The organism is Streptococcus sp. DD13 (assembly GCF_001578875.1).
GTDB lineage: Bacteria > Bacillota > Bacilli > Lactobacillales > Streptococcaceae > Streptococcus.
Genome location: NZ_KQ969507.1, coordinates 125,571 through 142,420 on the forward strand (window position 1 = coordinate 125,571; position 16,850 = coordinate 142,420).

Below are 16,850 nucleotides of genomic sequence, written 5' to 3' on the forward strand. Positions count from 1 at the left end.
TTTGAAGGAAAACGTGTGGATTATTTAAAAAGAAAGCAACTTCAGGGAATCTTAAAAAAAGTGAATAGCTGGAGTGCTTCTATGTCAGCCTTGACAGATGAGGCTTTACAAGCCAAGACGGAGGAATTTCGCTTGCGCTTGGCTCAAGGGGAAACCTTGGATGATCTGCTTCCAGAAGCTTTTGCGGTGGTGAAAGAGGCCGACAAGCGGGTTTTGGGGATGTATCCCTATGATGTTCAGGTGCTCGGGGCTATCGTTCTTCACCAAGGGGATGTGGCGGAGATGAGTACTGGAGAAGGAAAGACCCTGACCGCGACCATGCCGGTCTATCTGAATGCCTTGGAAGGAAAGGGGGTCATGGTTGTGACGACCAATACCTACCTAGCCCAACGGGATGCCCAGGAGATGGGACAGGTCTATCGCTTTTTGGGCTTGACCGTCGGGGTTCCAGTGACGGATGACGAAAAAGGCTATACGGCCGGGCAAAAGAGGGCGATTTACCAGTCGGATATCGTCTATACGGTCAATTCGGCTCTGGGGTTTGACTATTTGGGTGAGAACCTTTCGGATTCGGTCAAGGATCAGTTTCTACCCGATTTTAACTACATCATCATTGATGAGATTGATGCCATCTTGCTTGATAGCGCTCAGACACCTTTGATCATCTCTGGCTCCCCGCGGGTGCAGTCCAATCTTTATCACATCGTGGATACCTTTATCTTGACCCTTGAGGCTGGTCGAGACTACAAGTTTGATGAGGATAAGCGCCAAGTTTGGCTGACACGAGAAGGGGTGCGAACAGCGGAAGCCTTCTTTGGTGTCGGGCATCTCTATGATCCAAAACATAAGGAATTGGTCCGGCATATTAGTCTTGCCTTGCAAGCTCATAAGCTCTATATCAAGGATAAGGATTATGTCCTAGCGCCAAATGATAAAGGAGAGCAAGAAGTGACCTTGGTGGACCGCTCGACCGGTCGGCTCTTAGAATTGACCCGTTTGCAAGGGGGGCTGCATCAAGCAATCGAAGCCAAGGAACATGTTCCTTTGACCCAAGAAACACGGGCCATGGCCTCTATCACCTACCAAAACCTTTTTAAGATGTTTCCAAAAATCGCTGGGATGACAGGGACAGGGAAGGTGGCCGAAGACGAGCTTTTGGATACCTATCACTTGCGTGTCGTCCAGATCCCGACCAACCGAAAGAAAATCCGAAAGGACCTACCTGACCGGATCTATCGGACCTTGGCGGAGAAGATCTTTGCTTCTTTGGAGTATGTGAAGGAATGGCATGAAAAGGGGAATCCCATCCTGGTCTTTACCGGGTCTGTGGAGATGTCCATCATCTACTCCAATCTCCTCCTACGCGAAGGAATCGCTCATAATCTGCTCAATGCCAACAATGCTGCCCGTGAGGCCCAGATCATCTCAGAATCCGGGCAGATGGGGGCGGTCACTGTCGCCACTTCTATGGCTGGACGAGGGACGGATATTAAGTTGGGTCCTGGTGTTGCAGAGCTAGGGGGACTCATCGTAGTGGGGACCGAGCGCATGACCAGCCAACGGGTGGATTTGCAGATCCGTGGGCGTTCTGGTCGTCAGGGGGATCCGGGCCTTAGTCAGTTTTTCGTCTCTTTAGAGGATGACATCATGAAGGATTGGGGTCCTCGTTGGGTCCAAGATCAGTATGCACGCTATGATGTGGAAGGTGTCTCCAGTCAACCTCGCGAGCTCAAAAAGAGGAAGTACAAAAAGCTGGTAGAAAGGGCCCAAGGGGCCAGTGAGAGCTCCGGTCGTTCCATGCGGCAGATGACTCTGGAGTACGCGGAGAGTATGAATATTCAGCGGCAGTTGATCTATCAGGAACGGGATCAATTGATCAAAAAAAATAGACGCTTGGATGAGGAAGTAGAAGAGACCATTGCAGCCGTCATCCAAGGGGTGCTGAGCAAGCCAGAATACGAAGATCCAGCGGCCTTTTACCGCTATATCCTAGATAACTTTAGCTACCGAGTAGCCAATGACCAGGTCCAGGCACATATGGGTTCTCTTCAGGACAAGGAAGCCTTGCTCTGGGAACTAGCTGAGCAGGAACTGGCTCAAAAAGAGGCTATTCTCAAGGAGGATACGATTGTAGCTCATTTTCATCGGGTATCTTTCCTTAAGGCCATCGATGAAAACTGGGTCGAGCAGGTGGACTATCTCCAGCAATTGAGAGCAGCCATCTCATCCCAATACGCAAGTCAGCAAAATCCGATTATCGGCTTTTTCCAAGAGGCACACGAGTCCTTTGATCGGATGAAGGATTTAGCAAAAGAACAAATGGTTCGCAACTTACTGTTGAGTACCGTCGAAGTAAATAAGGAGGGGGAATTGGTGCTCCATTTCCCATAAAATATATGACAGTTTACAATATTAACCTTGGTATTGGTTGGGCCAGTAGCGGGGTCGAGTACGCTCAGGCTTACCGAGCTGAGTTGCTTCGCAAGGCCAATCAGCCTGCCAAATTCGTCTTTATGGACTTGATCTTGTCGGACAATATTCAGCATTTGACGTCCAATATCGGCTTTCACGACGAGGAGATTATCTGGCTGTATAGCTACTTCACGGATATGAAGATTGCAGAGACCAGCTATCGGGTAGACCAGGTCTTAGCACACTTCGCTGGAACCCCTAGTCGCGAAGAAAAAAATGGCAAGGTCCGTCGCTTTTTTTACGAAGATCAGGATGCTTTTGTGACCTGCTACTTGCGAGCAGAGGAAAGTCCCTATGTCGAACGCTGTGAATATGTCTCTCGGGGTGTCTTGGTGCGTAAGGATTATTTCTCTTATGGCCGTTATTGTTCGGAGTATTTCCGTCCAAAAGATGGGCAAGCAAATTTGGTGGAACGCCGTTTTTACAATGAAGATGGGTCTGTCGCCTATCAGATGTTTGTCGCAGATGGACGCGAGATTTACCGCTTTAAGGACCATTATCTGGAAGGACGCAAGGAGCTGATCCGCTATTTTATGCAGGAACTTTCTTTGACGGAGCACGATTTGGTGATTTTGGACCGGGCGACGGACATTGCCCAGCCGATATTTCAAGAAGTGCGTCCAGCACGTCTGGGAGTGGTCGTCCATGCAGAGCACTATAGCCTCAACTCCGTGACTGAGGAGTATATCCTTTGGAACAATTATTATGATTACCAGTTTTCGAATGCGGATAAAGTTGACTTTTTCATCGTTGCGACCGAGCGACAAAAGGAAGTCTTAAGGGAGCAGTTCGACCGTTTCACCCAGCACCACCCAGCTATCTATACGATCCCTGTGGGAAGTCTAGAGTCGCTTGTGCACCCACAGTCCGGAGGTCGTCGTCCTCGCGCGATGCTGACGGCGTCTCGCTTGGCATCGGAAAAGCACATCGATTGGCTGGTTCATGCAGTAGCTAAAGCCCACGAATCCTTGCCAGATTTGACCTTTGATATCTACGGAAAAGGGGGAGAAGAGGCGAAGTTGGTTCAACTCATCGAGGACTTAGGGGCCAAGGACTACATAAAACTCAAGGGACATGCGAACCTGTCCACCATCTATCCTCAGTATGAGCTTTATCTATCGGCTTCGACCAGTGAAGGATTTGGCTTGACCTTGATGGAGGCGATTGGTTCGGGTCTTCCGATTATCGGTTTTGATGTGCCTTATGGCAACCAAACCTTTATCCGGGAGGGACAAAACGGCTATCTCTTGCCAAATTCATCCGATCGGGTCGTGGATCAGATCGCGACAGCCTTTGCGGAAAAGATCCTGACCTATTATAGGGAGGAACAAGAGGCTGATTTTGAAGCTGCATCTTATGCTCGGGCGGAAGAATTCTTGACAGATCGGGTGGTCAAAGCCTGGGAACAGTTGATTGAGGAGGTAACGACATGTTAACTATTTTTGATGTCTATTCGACAGCTAGCCAGGACCTCTTTCAGAGTTTGCAAGGGGCCGGCTTTACTCACCCAACTGTAGTGCTAGAACCCCACGGCTTTTTGCCGGACCTAGTAGAGTCGCCTTTTCTCTATTTTTTAGGGGAATCCGGTGGTCAAAAAAGAGGCCGGTATTTCAACGAAGTACCAGTCCCAGATTTTTGGGAAATCATAGGGGATAACCAAGGGGCACGGATCAAAGATTACAATCGAGAAGTGGCCCGGATTTGTTACTATAGACCGAGTCACCAGCGGATCGTCGAGCGGGTCGAGTGGCTGGACCAAAAGGGTCAAGTGGTCACCATTGATCGCTATGATCAGTACGGTCGCTGCTATGCTCAGACGACCTGTGATGGGGCTGGAGCTGCCCTTCTAACGACCTACTATGATGGGGACCAGATCGAGCGTGTAACGGAAAATCATGTGACAGGAGATATCCTGTTGTCACTAGCTGGTCAACCTTTGCAATTCTTTAAGAATCGTCTGGAATTTTATCTTTATTACTTAGGGGTACGGGAGTTTGATCTGGATCGGATCTTCTTCAATACTTTGGCGACTTCCTTTAGTCTCAGTATCCAGCTGAGCAATCAGGGACGAGCTGGAGAGGATGTTCTCTTCTGGCAGGAGCCTCTGGGCGATAGCTTGCCGGGGAATATGCAGCTCATTTTGACCAATGACCAGATCCGCTCGCAGAAGATTATCATCCCTCATCAAGCGACCTATGAGCGGGCGCTGCAACTCGCACCAGCTGAAAAAGCAAGCAAGTTCTCGCCTCTTGGCTATCTCTATGACATCCAGCCGAGGGAGGATATTCGCAAGGACGCCTTTGTCCTGACCAATTCCGATCAGATTGAAAGCCTGGAAACCTTGGCTCAAGCCTTGCCAAATGTTCGGATCAGAGTGGCCGCTTTGACTGAAATGTCACCCAAGCTGATGAGTATGATGCGTTATCCCAATATCGTCCTCTATCAAAACATCAGTCAGCAGAAGATCAAAGATTTGCTTGCGCAATCGAGTATCTATCTGGATATCAATCATTATGCAGAGGTACAAGGGATTGTCCGTAAGGCCTTTGAGCAGGGACAAGTCATCCTTGGCTACGAACACACCGTGCACGACCGTCGTTTCCTGGCTCCAGAAAACTGTCTGGCGAAAGGGAATGAATCGGGTCTAGTGGAGCGGATCCAGGCTATTTACCAGTCCGAGGCAGCTTTCCGTGAGGCCTTGGCGAGTCAAGTGCGCCAATCCGATGCCCTAACTGCCGAAGCATTTGCAGAAGGCCTGAAAACAGTATTGGGAGAAGATCATGACAGAACAGAATGAAGACTTGTTTTACAAGGAAGTAGAAGGGCGGATGGCAGATTTGCAGCAAAAGGCGCCTGAAAAGGAGAAAAAGACAGGTGCTGAGCGCTTAAATACGCTGTTTAGCCTTGCATTGGGCCTTGTGATCCTCTTAGGCTTGCTCTTTACCTTGCTGAGAATGGTGGGCTGATATGCGGCTAGAGTATCTATTTTTTGTCCTAGAGGCGGTGCTATCGGTGGTCTTTATCTTCTTGATGACCATCCAACCTCGCCAGCAACAGACCTTTTCAGAAGATGTGACCAGTCAAATCGGTCGGCCCAGTTATTGGCGATCCAAAAGGGGCTTGAAGATTACGACAGTGTTGGTCGCGGCCAGTTTTTTGCTGGTGCTTCTCTGTCATATGCTTCTCTTCCCTTAAGTCCTAGAATGGGCCTGAGGAGGGTCTGAAAGATACGAGTGAACAAACCAATAAGAACGTACTTGGGGTTAGAGATGGAGTGAAATGATGGATAGACTTTTGGAGAACTTTCGATCTATTCCACTCCCAGAATCAAAAAAGGGAAACTATGAAACTACATTTTACAAATTTATACGGTCAATCTCCTAAGAGTGTCGCACTCATGGCACAAAATGATGTCATGAAGATTGTCCGTGGGATGGGGGCAAATGAACTAGCCCTCTACTTTTACCACAATGAAAACGAGCCTTGGCCAGAGAAGAATGCGCGCTTTGATGGGATTATTGCAGGGTTTGGCTACGGAGATGTGGTTTTTTTCCAATCTCCGTCCTGGAATGGTCATGAGTGGGACACACATGTGGTCAATAAGGTCAAGAGTCTCCAAGCGCGTGTGGTCATGTTTATCCATGATGTGCCTCCGCTTATGTTTGAGAGCAACTACTACCTCATGCCGGCCTATATCGAGCTTTACAATAAAAGTGACGTCGTAGTCGTTCCATCAGAACGGATGCGGGATAAGCTGATCGCAGAAGGCCTCACCGTACAAAAGATCATCATCCAAAAGATGTGGGACTTCACCCATGACCTGCAACTGCATCAACCAACTTTTCAGCGCAAACTCATCTTCTCCGGAGATCCTTCTCGCTTCCCGCACATCCTTGACTGGAAACAAGAGGTCCCTCTTCATGTCTATACAGAAGAAAAAGAAGGGATTGACTATTCTAAGGTCCACTTAGAAGGTTGGCGCAATAAGCAAGAACTCCTTCTGGACTTGTCCAAGGGCGGTTTTGGCTTGGTCTGGGGAAATTCTGAGAACCCGCAGGATGAACGAGAATATTACAAGATGAACATCTCCTACAAGCTGTCGGCCTATCTGGCAGCTGGGATTCCAGTGGTGGTACCAGATTACTTGTCCAATGCAGACTATATCCGTGAGAGGGGGATTGGCTTTGTGGTTTCTAGTCTGGAGGAGGCTAGTCAGGTCGTTGCCGTTTGTACGCCAGAGCAATACCAGCAAATGGCAGAACGAGCTCGCTATGTTTCCTACCTCATTAGCAATGGCTACTTCACCAAAAAACTCACCGTTGACGCGATTATGGCTTTAAGTTAAGCTATGTGGCCGCACCCTTTTTACCAGTAGGGGCGGCTTTTGTTGAATTGTTTAAATTTTAATAAAATTTTGTGGTATAATAAGATAAAATTTAAATGTAGAGAGTTTTCTGAAAATGAATCGATCCTATTTTTACTTAGAAATGAAAACGCATGAGCTCGAAGTTCCTTATACTAGCCAGAAGCGTCGTGTCCGCGTTTTACTGCCCAAAAATTATGAAGAAGAGAGCGAGCGGTCTTATCCTGTCGTCTACTTTCACGATGGTCAAAATGTTCTGTACAGTAAGGAAGCTTTTTCAGGACATTCGTGGAAAGTGATCCCTGTGATCAAGCGCAATCCTGACATTGCGCGGGTGATTGTGGTCGCGATCGACAATGATGGTCCTGCACGGATGAATGAATATTCGGCTTGGCGCTACCAAGAGTCCAATATCCCTGGCATGCAGTTTGGGGGAAAGGGGATCGAGTACGCAGAGTTTGTGATGGGAGTCGTCAAACCCTTTATCGATCAAACCTATCGGACCAAGTCTGATCGAAAACATACGGCGATGATTGGCTCCTCCTTAGGGGGGAATATTACTCAGTTTATGGGGATTGAGTATCAGGACCAAATCGGCTGTCTCGGCGTCTTTTCGTCTGCCAACTGGCTTCACCAAGCCGCTTTTGACCGCTACTTAGAGCGTAAAGAGTTGTTAGCAGATCAGCGGGTCTATATCTATGTAGGGACAGAAGAAGCGGATGAGACGGACAAAACCCTGATGGCTGGAAATATCAAGCAGGCCTATATCGACTCGTCTTTGTCCTATTATAGAAAGCTCTTATCAAAGGGGCTTGCGCTAGAGAATATAGCCATTGATATTTGTTCCGGGGCGATTCACAATGAGGAGGCCTGGGCTCAGTATTTGCCAACATGTTTGCGCTTTTTAGGAGAAAATTGGTAGGAGGAACCGTCATATGCATATGGAAAGACTAAGTCATTGGAGTGGACATCTCAACCGTGAGATGCCTCTCAACCGTTATGGACACGCAGGACTTCCTGTTGTTGTTTTTGCTTCATCTGGAGGAAGTCATGATGAGTATTATGACTTTGGGATGATTGAGGCCTGTCGTTCCTTTATCGAAGAAGGGCGTCTACAATTTTTCACGTTGGCAAGTGTCGATCAGGAAAGTTGGCTGGCCGATTGGAAAGCCCCTCATGACCGAGCTCTCATGCATACGAACTATGAGCACTATGTGATTGAAGAAGCCATTCCCTTTATCAAGCATCATACAGGCTGGTTTGATCCGATGATGACGACCGGATGCTCCATGGGGGCCTATCATGCCCTGAATTTCTTCCTTCAGCATCCGGATGTCTTTAATAATGTCGTTGCCCTCAGTGGGGTTTATGATGCACGTTATTTTGTTGGAGAGTACGGAGAAGATTCGCTCATTTATCAAAATTCTCCAGCGGATTACCTGTGGCAGCAAAATGATGGCTGGTTTATTGACCACTATCGTCAAGCGCAAATCGTCGTTTGTACCGGTCTTGGAGACTGGGAACAAGATGGGCTTCCGTCCTTTTATACGCTAAAGGAAGCCTTTGACCAAAAGAAAATTCCGGCTTGGTTTTCAGAGTGGGGACAGGATGTCGCACATGACTGGGAATGGTGGCGCCGCCAAATGCCTTATTTCCTCAGTCAGATGTATTTCTAATACTAGAAAGGACTTGCCATGAACTATATCGTTATTTCTCCTTATTATCCTCAAAATTTCCAACAGTTTACCGTTGAGTTGGCTAAAAAAGGCATTACAGTCCTTGGAATTGGCCAGGAACCCTATGATCAGTTGGATCAGCCGCTGAAGGAAGCCTTGACAGAATACTTCCGTGTTGAGGATCTAGAAAATGTGGAAGAAGTCAAGCGGGCCGTCGCCTTCTTGTTCCACAAACATGGTCCGATTGACCGGATCGAGTCTTTAAACGAATACTGGATGGAGTTGGATGCGAGCCTCCGGGAGCAATTCCATGTCTTTGGCCTCAAGCCTTCCGAACTAAAGAAGACCAAGTTTAAGTCAGAAATGAAAAAACTTTTCAAGAAGGCAGGGGTTCCAGTCGCACCTGGACAAGTTGTAAAAACCCTTGCAGGGCTGGATCAGGCTGTGAAGAAAATTGGGCTTCCTTTGATTGCCAAACCAGACAATGGTGTCGGAGCTGCTGCGACGTTTAAGTTGGAGACAGAAGCGGATGTCGCTCATTTCAAGGAAAATTGGGACCGGTCGGTCGTCTATTTTATCGAAAAATTTGTGGACTCAAGTGTCATTTGTACCTTTGATGGCCTTTTAGATCATGAGGGGAACATCGTCTTTTCGACGACCTTTGACTATGCCTATACACCCCTAGACTTGCTACTCTATGGTTATGAAAACTCTTATTACATCCTAAAAGAGATCGATCCTAAGTTACAAGCATATGGGGAAGCAATCATCAAGGCCTTCGGCATGAAGGAGCGTTTCTTCCATATCGAATTTTTCCGGACAGAGGATGATTATATAGCGATTGAGTACAACAATCGTCCTGCGGGTGGATTTACAGTCGACTTGTACAATTTTGCGCATTCGATTGATCTTTATAAGGGCTATGCAGATGTCGTCCATGGAGATCCATTTGAAAAGCAGAGTCGAGAGACTGAGTTTGGCTTGGTCACGGCCCGGCGAAAATCCGAACACTATGCCTTGAGTGAAGAAGAACTAAGGGAAAAATATGGCTACAAGCTAAAGGCTGTCAAGGAAGTGCCAGAGGCCTTTGCGAGTCTACAAGGGGATACGCATTATATCCTAACCAGCCCGGAACGCAGTGAGATTGATCAAATGATCTTAGATTTTCGTAAAAAAGCCTAAGTTGGCTAAATAATTGCAATCTCAAGTCCTTTTCCTTATAATAAAAGAAGCAAGAAATGAAAGAGGTATCGTTTATGCAAGGATTACTATTTCCACTTATTTTGGTCGTGATGTTGGTTGTCATGATCTTTTCCCAACGTCGCCAAGCGCGTCAGCAACAAGAGCGCTTAAGTAAAATCAAAAAAGGGGATGAAATCATCACCATTGGTGGCTTACATGGGGTGATCGACGAAATCGATGATCAGACCTTTGTCTTAGATTGTGATGGCGTCTACTTGACATTTGAGCGTGGAGCGATCCGTCGTACGGTGACAAAAGTAGAAGCTGAGCCGGTTGGAGCGATTGAAATAGCCGAAGCAGAATAATCTGAAAATGCATTTCCACAGGGCCTTTTGACGAGGGCTCTTTTTTATTTTTGGCTCGATTTGTGATATAATAAGATGTTCATTATATAGATGTTTATCAAAGGAAGAACTATTGTGAAATTTCGTTTTCGTAAGAAGAGTGCGGCACCTGTCCATCTAGAGCAAGTTCCGCGTCATATCGCCATTATTATGGATGGAAATGGTCGTTGGGCTAAAAAGCGGATGCAACCCAGAGTGATGGGGCACAAGGCTGGGATGGATGCCTTACAAGCAGTGGCACTAGAAGCCTCTCGCTTAGGAGTGAAGGTCTTGACGGTTTATGCTTTTTCGACCGAAAATTGGGCTCGACCAGAAGATGAAGTCCAGTTTATTTTAAATTTGCCGATCGAGTTTTATGATCGCTATGTCCCAGTGCTTCATGAAAATAATATCCAAATTCGCATGCTAGGGAATCAAGAACGTCTACCTCAGGCGACCCTGGAAGCCTTCTACAAGGCCCAGGAAAAAACCTGCCAAAACACAGGTTTGATCTTGAACTTTGCTCTGAATTATGGAGGACGAGCGGAGATTCAGCATGCTTTGCAAGAACTTGTTTCAGAAGTAGCTCAGGGCTATCGCAGTCCAGATGCTCTCGATGAAGAAGCCATTAGTCAGCACCTTTATACAGGCTTTCTGGCGAAGGATTTACGGGATCCCGATTTGGTGATCCGCACCAGTGGGGAGCTACGCTTGAGTAATTTCTTACCATGGCAGACAGCCTATAGTGAGCTGTATTTTACGGATATCGCTTGGCCAGATTTCGATGAAGAGGCTCTCCAGGCGGCGATAGCGGAGTTTAATCGTCGACAACGGCGATTTGGCGGGGTTTAAAAGGAGATTCGGATGAAAAATGATTTACAAAAACGAGTGATTTCAGGAGGAATTGCCTTTCTCTTGTTTCTCATTCCTTTGTGGCAGGGAGGCGTCTTTTTCCATATGGTCATAGGGGCCCTTGCCCTTATCGCGACCGGAGAGTTGCTTCGAATGCACCGCTTGGCGCCTAACTCTATTGAGGGGATACTGACCATGTTGGCTACATTTTTGCTGACCCTCCCCTTAGACCGCTACCTCAAATTTTTACCGCTAGATGGCAACTACACAGCCTACACGGTCGTGATGTTTATCATGTTGGGTTCAACGGTCTTTAATCCACGGACCTATACCTATTCAGAAGCTGTTTTTCCTATAGCGTCCAGTTTTTATGTCGGAATTGGTTTTCACAATCTGATTGCGGCTCGCACCCATAGTTTGGACATGGTCTTTTTTGCCCTTTTCATCGTCTGGATGACCGATATCGGTGCTTATCTAGTGGGCAGCCGGTATGGACGGAGAAAATTGATGCCCACGATTTCGCCCAATAAGACTGTAGAAGGAGCTCTGGGAGGAATTTTGAGTGCGGTGGTAACTGCAGCCATTTTCTTATTGCTTGATCCAAACCTACGCTTGTCTTATCCAGTACTTGGAACCTTGGTCTTAGTGGTCTTCTTTTCGGTCTTTGCCCAGTTAGGAGATTTGGTCGAATCAGGGATCAAACGACGCTTTGGAGTGAAGGATTCCTCCAATTTGATTCCAGGCCATGGAGGGATTTTAGACCGGTTTGACAGCATGATTTTTGTCTTTCCATTGATGCACCTCTTTGGCTTGTTCTAAGAAGGGAGAACCATGCTAGGGATTATTACCTTTATTGTTGTATTTTTAATTATCGTCGTTGTACACGAGTTTGGTCATTTTTACTTTGCCAAGCGGGCGGGTATCCTAGTCAGAGAATTTTCTGTCGGTATGGGGCCTAAGATTTTTGCCCATATTGGAAAGGACGGGACAGCTTATACGGTTCGTATCCTTCCCTTGGGAGGTTATGTGCGCCTTGCTGGCTGGGGAGATGATGAAACGGAAATCAAGACGGGACAGCCTGTTAGCTTGACAGTGAATGCGGATGGCCTTGTTACGAGGATTAATCTTTCCGAGCGTCAGCTCGATATGGACAGCATTCCGATGAATGTCACCTCTTTTGACTTGGAAGATCAGCTGGAGATCAAAGGGCTGGTTTTGGGCCAAGAAAAAGTCTATCCTGTCTTTCATGATGCGACGATAGTAGAGGAGGATGGGACAGAGGTCCGAATCGCTCCGCAGGATGTTCAGTATCAAAACGCTAGCGTCTGGGGCAAGTTTATGACCAACTTTGCAGGTCCTATGAACAATTTCATCCTTGGAATTGCCACTTTTATCCTCCTGATTTTTATGATGGGAGGGAGCCCAGATGTATCGACCAATCAAGTAACGGTTGCCGAAAATGGTGCCCTTCAAGCCGCGGGGGTCCAAACAGGAGATCGGATCCGAAAGGTCAATGATGTTGCGGTCTCAAGCTATCGTGAGATCCAGGAAGAAATCAGCAAGCAAACCCAAAATGCAACCAGTGCGCCAGCAATCAAGCTTTTGGTTGAGCAGGATGGACAGGAAAAAGAAATCACAGTGACGGCTAAAAAAGAAGGAAAAAGCTTTTTTGTCGGGGTGAGTCCCTACTTAAAAACGGGAATTTGGGATAAGATTGTTGGAGGCTTTCAAATGGCAGGAGATCGTTCTTTAGCCATCTTCAATGCTCTGAAAAATATCATCTTCCATTTTGATATCCGTCAACTAGGGGGGCCTGTTGCCATTTATAGTGCCAGCAATCAAGCGGCTTCGCAAGGGATTTTAACGATCATCTCCCTTTTGGGACTCTTGTCGATTAACTTAGGGATAGTGAACCTCTTGCCCATCCCTGCACTGGATGGTGGAAAAATCGTCTTTAACCTCATTGAAGCCATTCGGAGAAAGCCTCTTAGTAAAGAAGTGGAAATGTATATCACGGTTGCTGGAGCAATCTTTATGATCGTGCTCATGATTGTGGTCACATGGAATGATATTATGCGGGTCTTCTTTTAGAGAGTGGCAGGTCCTCAGTAGATAAACAGCTCTAGGCCCCAAAGAAGAATGATAGAATCAAGGAAAGGAAACTAGAAGGCCCCGGCCTTTTAGGAAGGAAAATGATGAAACAATCAAACATGCTGCTCCCTACTTTGCGGGAGATGCCTTCAGATGCCCAGGTGATTAGCCATGCCCTCATGTTGCGGGCAGGCTATGTTCGGCAAGTCTCTGCGGGTATTTATGCCTACTTGCCCCTGGCTCACCGGGTGCTTGAAAAAATCAAGACGATTATGCGTCAAGAATTTGACAAGATTGGAGCCGTTGAATTTTTGGCCCCTGCCCTCCTCTCAGCAGATATCTGGCGTGAGTCAGGTCGGTATGCCACTTATGGAGAAGACTTGTATAAGTTAAAAAACCGAGAAGGCTCTGACTTTATTTTGGGTCCGACTCATGAAGAGACGGTGACCTTGCTGGCCCGTGATGCGATCCAGTCTTACAAGCAACTTCCTTTGAATATCTACCAGATCCAATCGAAATATCGGGATGAAAAGCGGCCTCGAAATGGTCTCTTGCGTGGACGGGAATTCATTATGAAGGACGGCTATAGCTTCCATGCGGACTATGAGGGCTTGGACCAGACCTATGAGGGCTATCGCTCAGCCTATGAACGGATTTTCCAACGGGCGGAGCTTGATTTTAAAGCCATTATCGGGGATGGTGGAGCTATGGGGGGAAAAGATAGCCAAGAATTTATGGCCATCACACCGGATCGGACGGACTTGAGCCACTGGTTGGTCTTGGACCCTTCGGTTGGAAGCTTGGAGGAAATCCCAGCAGAAGTTCTAGAAGAAATCCGAGCAGAGTTGGGTCGATGGACTATTTCTGGGGAGGATACGATTGCTTACTCCAGCGAGTCTTCTTATGCGGCCAATCTGGAAATGGCAACGAGTGCTTCTGTTTCTGCAAACAAAGCGGTAGCAGAAGAAGAATTGCTTAAGGTAGAGACTCCGGATTGTAGCACGATTGATCAAGTAGCGGCCTTTTTCAAGGTTTCAGAAGATCAAACGATTAAGACCATGCTGTATCTGGCAGATGCTCAGCCAGTAGTGGTCCTTTTGGTGGGCAATGACCAGCTCAATGATGTCAAACTAAAAAATTACTTGGGAGCAGACTACTTAGAAGCGGCGTCTGAAGAGGATGCAAAAGCTCTCTTTGGGGCCCACTTTGGCTCCTTAGGTCCAGTTGGCCTTCCAGAAGAAACGCGGATACTGGCAGATCTACGGGTCGAAGGCATGGCCAATGCTATTGTGGGAGCGAACCAAGATGGCTATCACTATACAGGAGCTAATGTAGGTCGGGATTATAAGGTATCAGAGTATGTCGATCTTCGTGAGGTTAAAGAAGGGGAGCCTTCTCCAGATGGAAAGGGCGTTCTGAAATTTGCTCGCGGCATTGAAATTGGACATATCTTCAAATTGGGAACCCGTTATTCAGAATCCATGCAGGCTAATGTCTTGGATGAAAATGGTCGTGCCGTTCCACTGATCATGGGAAGTTATGGAATCGGTGTCAGTCGGATGCTCTCTGCTATCATGGAGCAACATGCACGCTTATTTGTGACCAAGTCTCCAAAAGGGCAATATCGCTATGCTTGGGGGGTCAATTTCCCGAAAGAATTGGCACCTTATGATGTACACTTGATCCCGGTCAATGTGAAGGATGAAGAGGCTATGACGCTGACACAGACGATTGAAGATCAGCTGGTTCAAGCTGGCTATGAAGTCTTGACAGATGACCGCGCAGAGCGCGTGGGATCTAAGTTCTCCGATAGCGATTTGATTGGTCTACCTATCCGGATTACAGTTGGAAAGAAAGCTACGGATGGAATTGTTGAGATTAAGATCAAATCAACTGGAGACACCATGGAAGTTCATGTGGACCAATTGATTGAAACACTTGCTATTCTCCAAGCAACTGAAGAATAAAAAAGCTGGGCCACCAGCTTTTTTATTTTGCTCTATTTTTTGAATTCTTCAGGTGATCGGAGATTTTATACCATAAAGAAAACCTATCACTACCATAGTTTTTTAGCATTAGGCAAGAGGTGGAAAATTTGATAGAATAAATGCAATCTTAAAGAAGGAAGTAAATCCAATATGAAAAAGAAATTTTTAGTCGGCTTATTGTCAGTGGCAGCTGTTGGTCTCCTAGCAGCATGTGGCTCCTCTGCAAACAGTACAAAGACGAGCTCTTCTGCAGATTCAAAGGATGTAACCGTTCGGGTGGCTTTAGAAGCCGATACTCAGCCTTTGAGCTATACGGATGAGTCTGGTAAGCTCGTTGGTTACGAAGTGGACGTGATTAACGCCATTAATGAGGTGATCGAAGGATACCATATTGATGTTGAGACCGTTTCTGCAGAAGCGGCAGAAACGGGTCTAGAAGCGGGGACCTATGACTTGATTGGAGGCGGTTTGTTTAAGACGGAGGCACGTGAAAAAGCCTATCTCTTCCCAGATGAAAATACAGGTGTCAGCACCGTCGAAATTTATAAACGCACAAATGAAAAAAATATTCAGACCTTGGCGGATCTAGTAGGAATTAAACTTCATCCAGTGACAGCCAATGGTGGAATCTATAACCTCTTGACCCAGTACAACAAAGAACATCCAAATGCCCAAATCACGATCAACAAGGGAGAATCAGGAGATATCGCTCAACGATTCCAAGCAGTGAACGATGGAACCTATGATGCGGTCGTGATGTCTTCCAACTTTAATGCCGAAAACATCATCAAACAATTGAATTTAAATGTTGAAAAGGCTGATCAACCAGTCCGAGTGAATGCAACCTACTTTGTGCTCTCCAAAAAGCAAGAAGCCTTCAAGAAAGCCTTTGATAAGGCTGTGAAAACCTTGAAAGAAAATGGAACCTTGGCAGACTTGTCTAAAAAATGGTTCAACCAAAACATGTTTGAGTATAAAATTACACAATAATCACGAATGACCAGGAGGAGGGAGTTGGAAATCAGCTCCCTCTCCTTCTCGCTAGAAAAAAATAGGAGGCGATATGCTCGATTTTCAATACATGGTCAAGATCTTTCCCCGCTTAATGGAAAAAATTCCCTTGTCCTTTTTGGTGGTGGTTATTGCTGGTTTTTTTAGTTTGGTTCTAGCAGCAGGAGTTGCTTTTGTCCGGATCAAACGAGTACCGGTACTGAAGCAACTCGCTAGTCTCTATGTTTCCTTTATGCGGTCGACACCAGGGATTTTGCATATTTTTATCGTGTATTATGGCTTGCCGTTGCTGGTGCAGACCTTCTTTGGGATCGATATTCGTCGAGGAGATAAACTTCTCTTTTCACTGCTGGCTCTCATCTTATATAATGGGGCATTTGTCTCAGAGATTTTACGTCCGGGCTATTTGGCTGTCCCTCAGGGGCAAAAAGAAGCAGCTCTGGCCATTGGATTATCTCCATTACAGGCCAATCTGCGCATTCTTTTTCCGCAAATGATTCCCATTGTCTTGCCTAGTTTGGGGAATGCGGCGATCGACCTGCTTAAGGACACTTCCCTTCTTTACTTAATTGGAATGACGGACATCATGGGTCTAGCAGAAAATTTGATTTCCCTTTCATATGGGACCAAGCAATTGGAAGTTTACTTTTTGGTTGGTTTGCTGTTTTGGGGGATGTCCACACTGATTTCTCTCTGTTTTGCTGGGTTAGAAAAGCTTGCGACCCGTCATCTTGTTTAGAAGGGAGTCTCCATGCAATTTAGTTTCGATTCATTGCTGGCTACGGTTTGGGAAATTCTCCAAGTTGTTCCGGCGACCCTGTTGGTAGCCGCA

At 46.7% G+C, this 16,850-nt stretch carries 16 protein-coding genes; all 16 read left to right on the top strand.

Going from position 1 to position 16,850, the window contains the following annotated elements; genetic code table 11:
• Positions 1–15 precede the first annotated feature (15 nt).
• The 16 genes from secA2 to STRDD13_RS06955 all read left to right on the top strand — a co-directional run bounded on the left by secA2 (position 16) and on the right by STRDD13_RS06955 (position 16,757).
• Positions 16–2,391 carry an accessory Sec system translocase SecA2 gene (gene secA2 / locus STRDD13_RS06880; RefSeq protein ID WP_067103393.1) on the top strand — a complete coding sequence of 792 codons (2,376 nt, stop codon included), beginning with the start codon at positions 16–18 and terminating at the stop codon, positions 2,389–2,391.
• Between the two features lie 5 nt (positions 2,392–2,396).
• Complete coding sequence (gene gtfA / locus STRDD13_RS06885; RefSeq protein WP_067103395.1) at positions 2,397–3,908, top strand: accessory Sec system glycosyltransferase GtfA; 1,512 nt, start codon at positions 2,397–2,399, stop codon at positions 3,906–3,908.
• On the top strand, positions 3,902–5,269 hold the full coding sequence (gene gtfB, locus STRDD13_RS06890; RefSeq protein WP_082781218.1) for an accessory Sec system glycosylation chaperone GtfB: 1,368 nt from the start codon (positions 3,902–3,904) through the stop codon (positions 5,267–5,269). Before gtfA ends, gtfB begins: the two co-directional genes overlap by 7 nt.
• Positions 5,253–5,438: an accessory Sec system protein Asp4 gene (asp4, locus tag STRDD13_RS06895; RefSeq protein WP_067103397.1), complete on the top strand. Its 186-nt coding sequence runs from the start codon at positions 5,253–5,255 to the stop codon at positions 5,436–5,438. Before gtfB ends, asp4 begins: the two co-directional genes overlap by 17 nt.
• Position 5,439: 1 nt before the next feature.
• Positions 5,440–5,667, top strand: a complete 228-nt coding sequence (gene asp5, locus STRDD13_RS06900; RefSeq protein WP_067103399.1) for an accessory Sec system protein Asp5 — start codon at positions 5,440–5,442, stop codon at positions 5,665–5,667.
• A 148-nt stretch (positions 5,668–5,815) separates the two neighbouring features.
• The gene (locus STRDD13_RS06905) at positions 5,816–6,817 is read left to right on the top strand and encodes a sugar transferase (protein WP_067103401.1); all 1,002 of its coding nucleotides are present in this window, start codon (positions 5,816–5,818) and stop codon (positions 6,815–6,817) included.
• 115 nt (positions 6,818–6,932) lie between these two features.
• Positions 6,933–7,757 carry an alpha/beta hydrolase gene (locus STRDD13_RS06910; protein ID WP_067103403.1) on the top strand — a complete coding sequence of 275 codons (825 nt, stop codon included), beginning with the start codon at positions 6,933–6,935 and terminating at the stop codon, positions 7,755–7,757.
• Positions 7,758–7,770: 13 nt separating this feature from the next.
• Complete coding sequence (locus STRDD13_RS06915) at positions 7,771–8,511, top strand: esterase family protein (protein ID WP_067103405.1); 741 nt, start codon at positions 7,771–7,773, stop codon at positions 8,509–8,511.
• A gap of 18 nt (positions 8,512–8,529) precedes the next feature.
• Positions 8,530–9,693 (top strand): ATP-grasp domain-containing protein, encoded by a 1,164-nt coding sequence (locus STRDD13_RS06920; RefSeq protein ID WP_067103407.1) that lies wholly within the window; start codon positions 8,530–8,532, stop codon positions 9,691–9,693.
• Positions 9,694–9,767: 74 nt separating this feature from the next.
• On the top strand, positions 9,768–10,058 hold the full coding sequence (gene yajC / locus STRDD13_RS06925; RefSeq protein WP_067103409.1) for a preprotein translocase subunit YajC: 291 nt from the start codon (positions 9,768–9,770) through the stop codon (positions 10,056–10,058).
• Positions 10,059–10,148: 90 nt separating this feature from the next.
• Positions 10,149–10,928: an isoprenyl transferase gene (locus tag STRDD13_RS06930; protein WP_067103411.1), complete on the top strand. Its 780-nt coding sequence runs from the start codon at positions 10,149–10,151 to the stop codon at positions 10,926–10,928.
• A gap of 12 nt (positions 10,929–10,940) precedes the next feature.
• Positions 10,941–11,747, top strand: a complete 807-nt coding sequence (locus tag STRDD13_RS06935) for a phosphatidate cytidylyltransferase (RefSeq protein WP_067103414.1) — start codon at positions 10,941–10,943, stop codon at positions 11,745–11,747.
• 12 nt (positions 11,748–11,759) lie between these two features.
• Positions 11,760–13,019 carry an RIP metalloprotease RseP gene (rseP, locus tag STRDD13_RS06940; protein WP_067103416.1) on the top strand — a complete coding sequence of 420 codons (1,260 nt, stop codon included), beginning with the start codon at positions 11,760–11,762 and terminating at the stop codon, positions 13,017–13,019.
• 104 nt (positions 13,020–13,123) lie between these two features.
• Complete coding sequence (locus STRDD13_RS06945; protein WP_067103418.1) at positions 13,124–14,986, top strand: proline--tRNA ligase; 1,863 nt, start codon at positions 13,124–13,126, stop codon at positions 14,984–14,986.
• 171 nt (positions 14,987–15,157) lie between these two features.
• Entirely contained in the window at positions 15,158–15,997 is an 840-nt protein-coding gene (locus STRDD13_RS06950) for a transporter substrate-binding domain-containing protein (protein ID WP_067103420.1), read from the top strand.
• 73 nt (positions 15,998–16,070) lie between these two features.
• Entirely contained in the window at positions 16,071–16,757 is a 687-nt protein-coding gene (locus tag STRDD13_RS06955) for an amino acid ABC transporter permease (protein WP_067103422.1), read from the top strand.
• Positions 16,758–16,850: the final 93 nt, after the last annotated feature.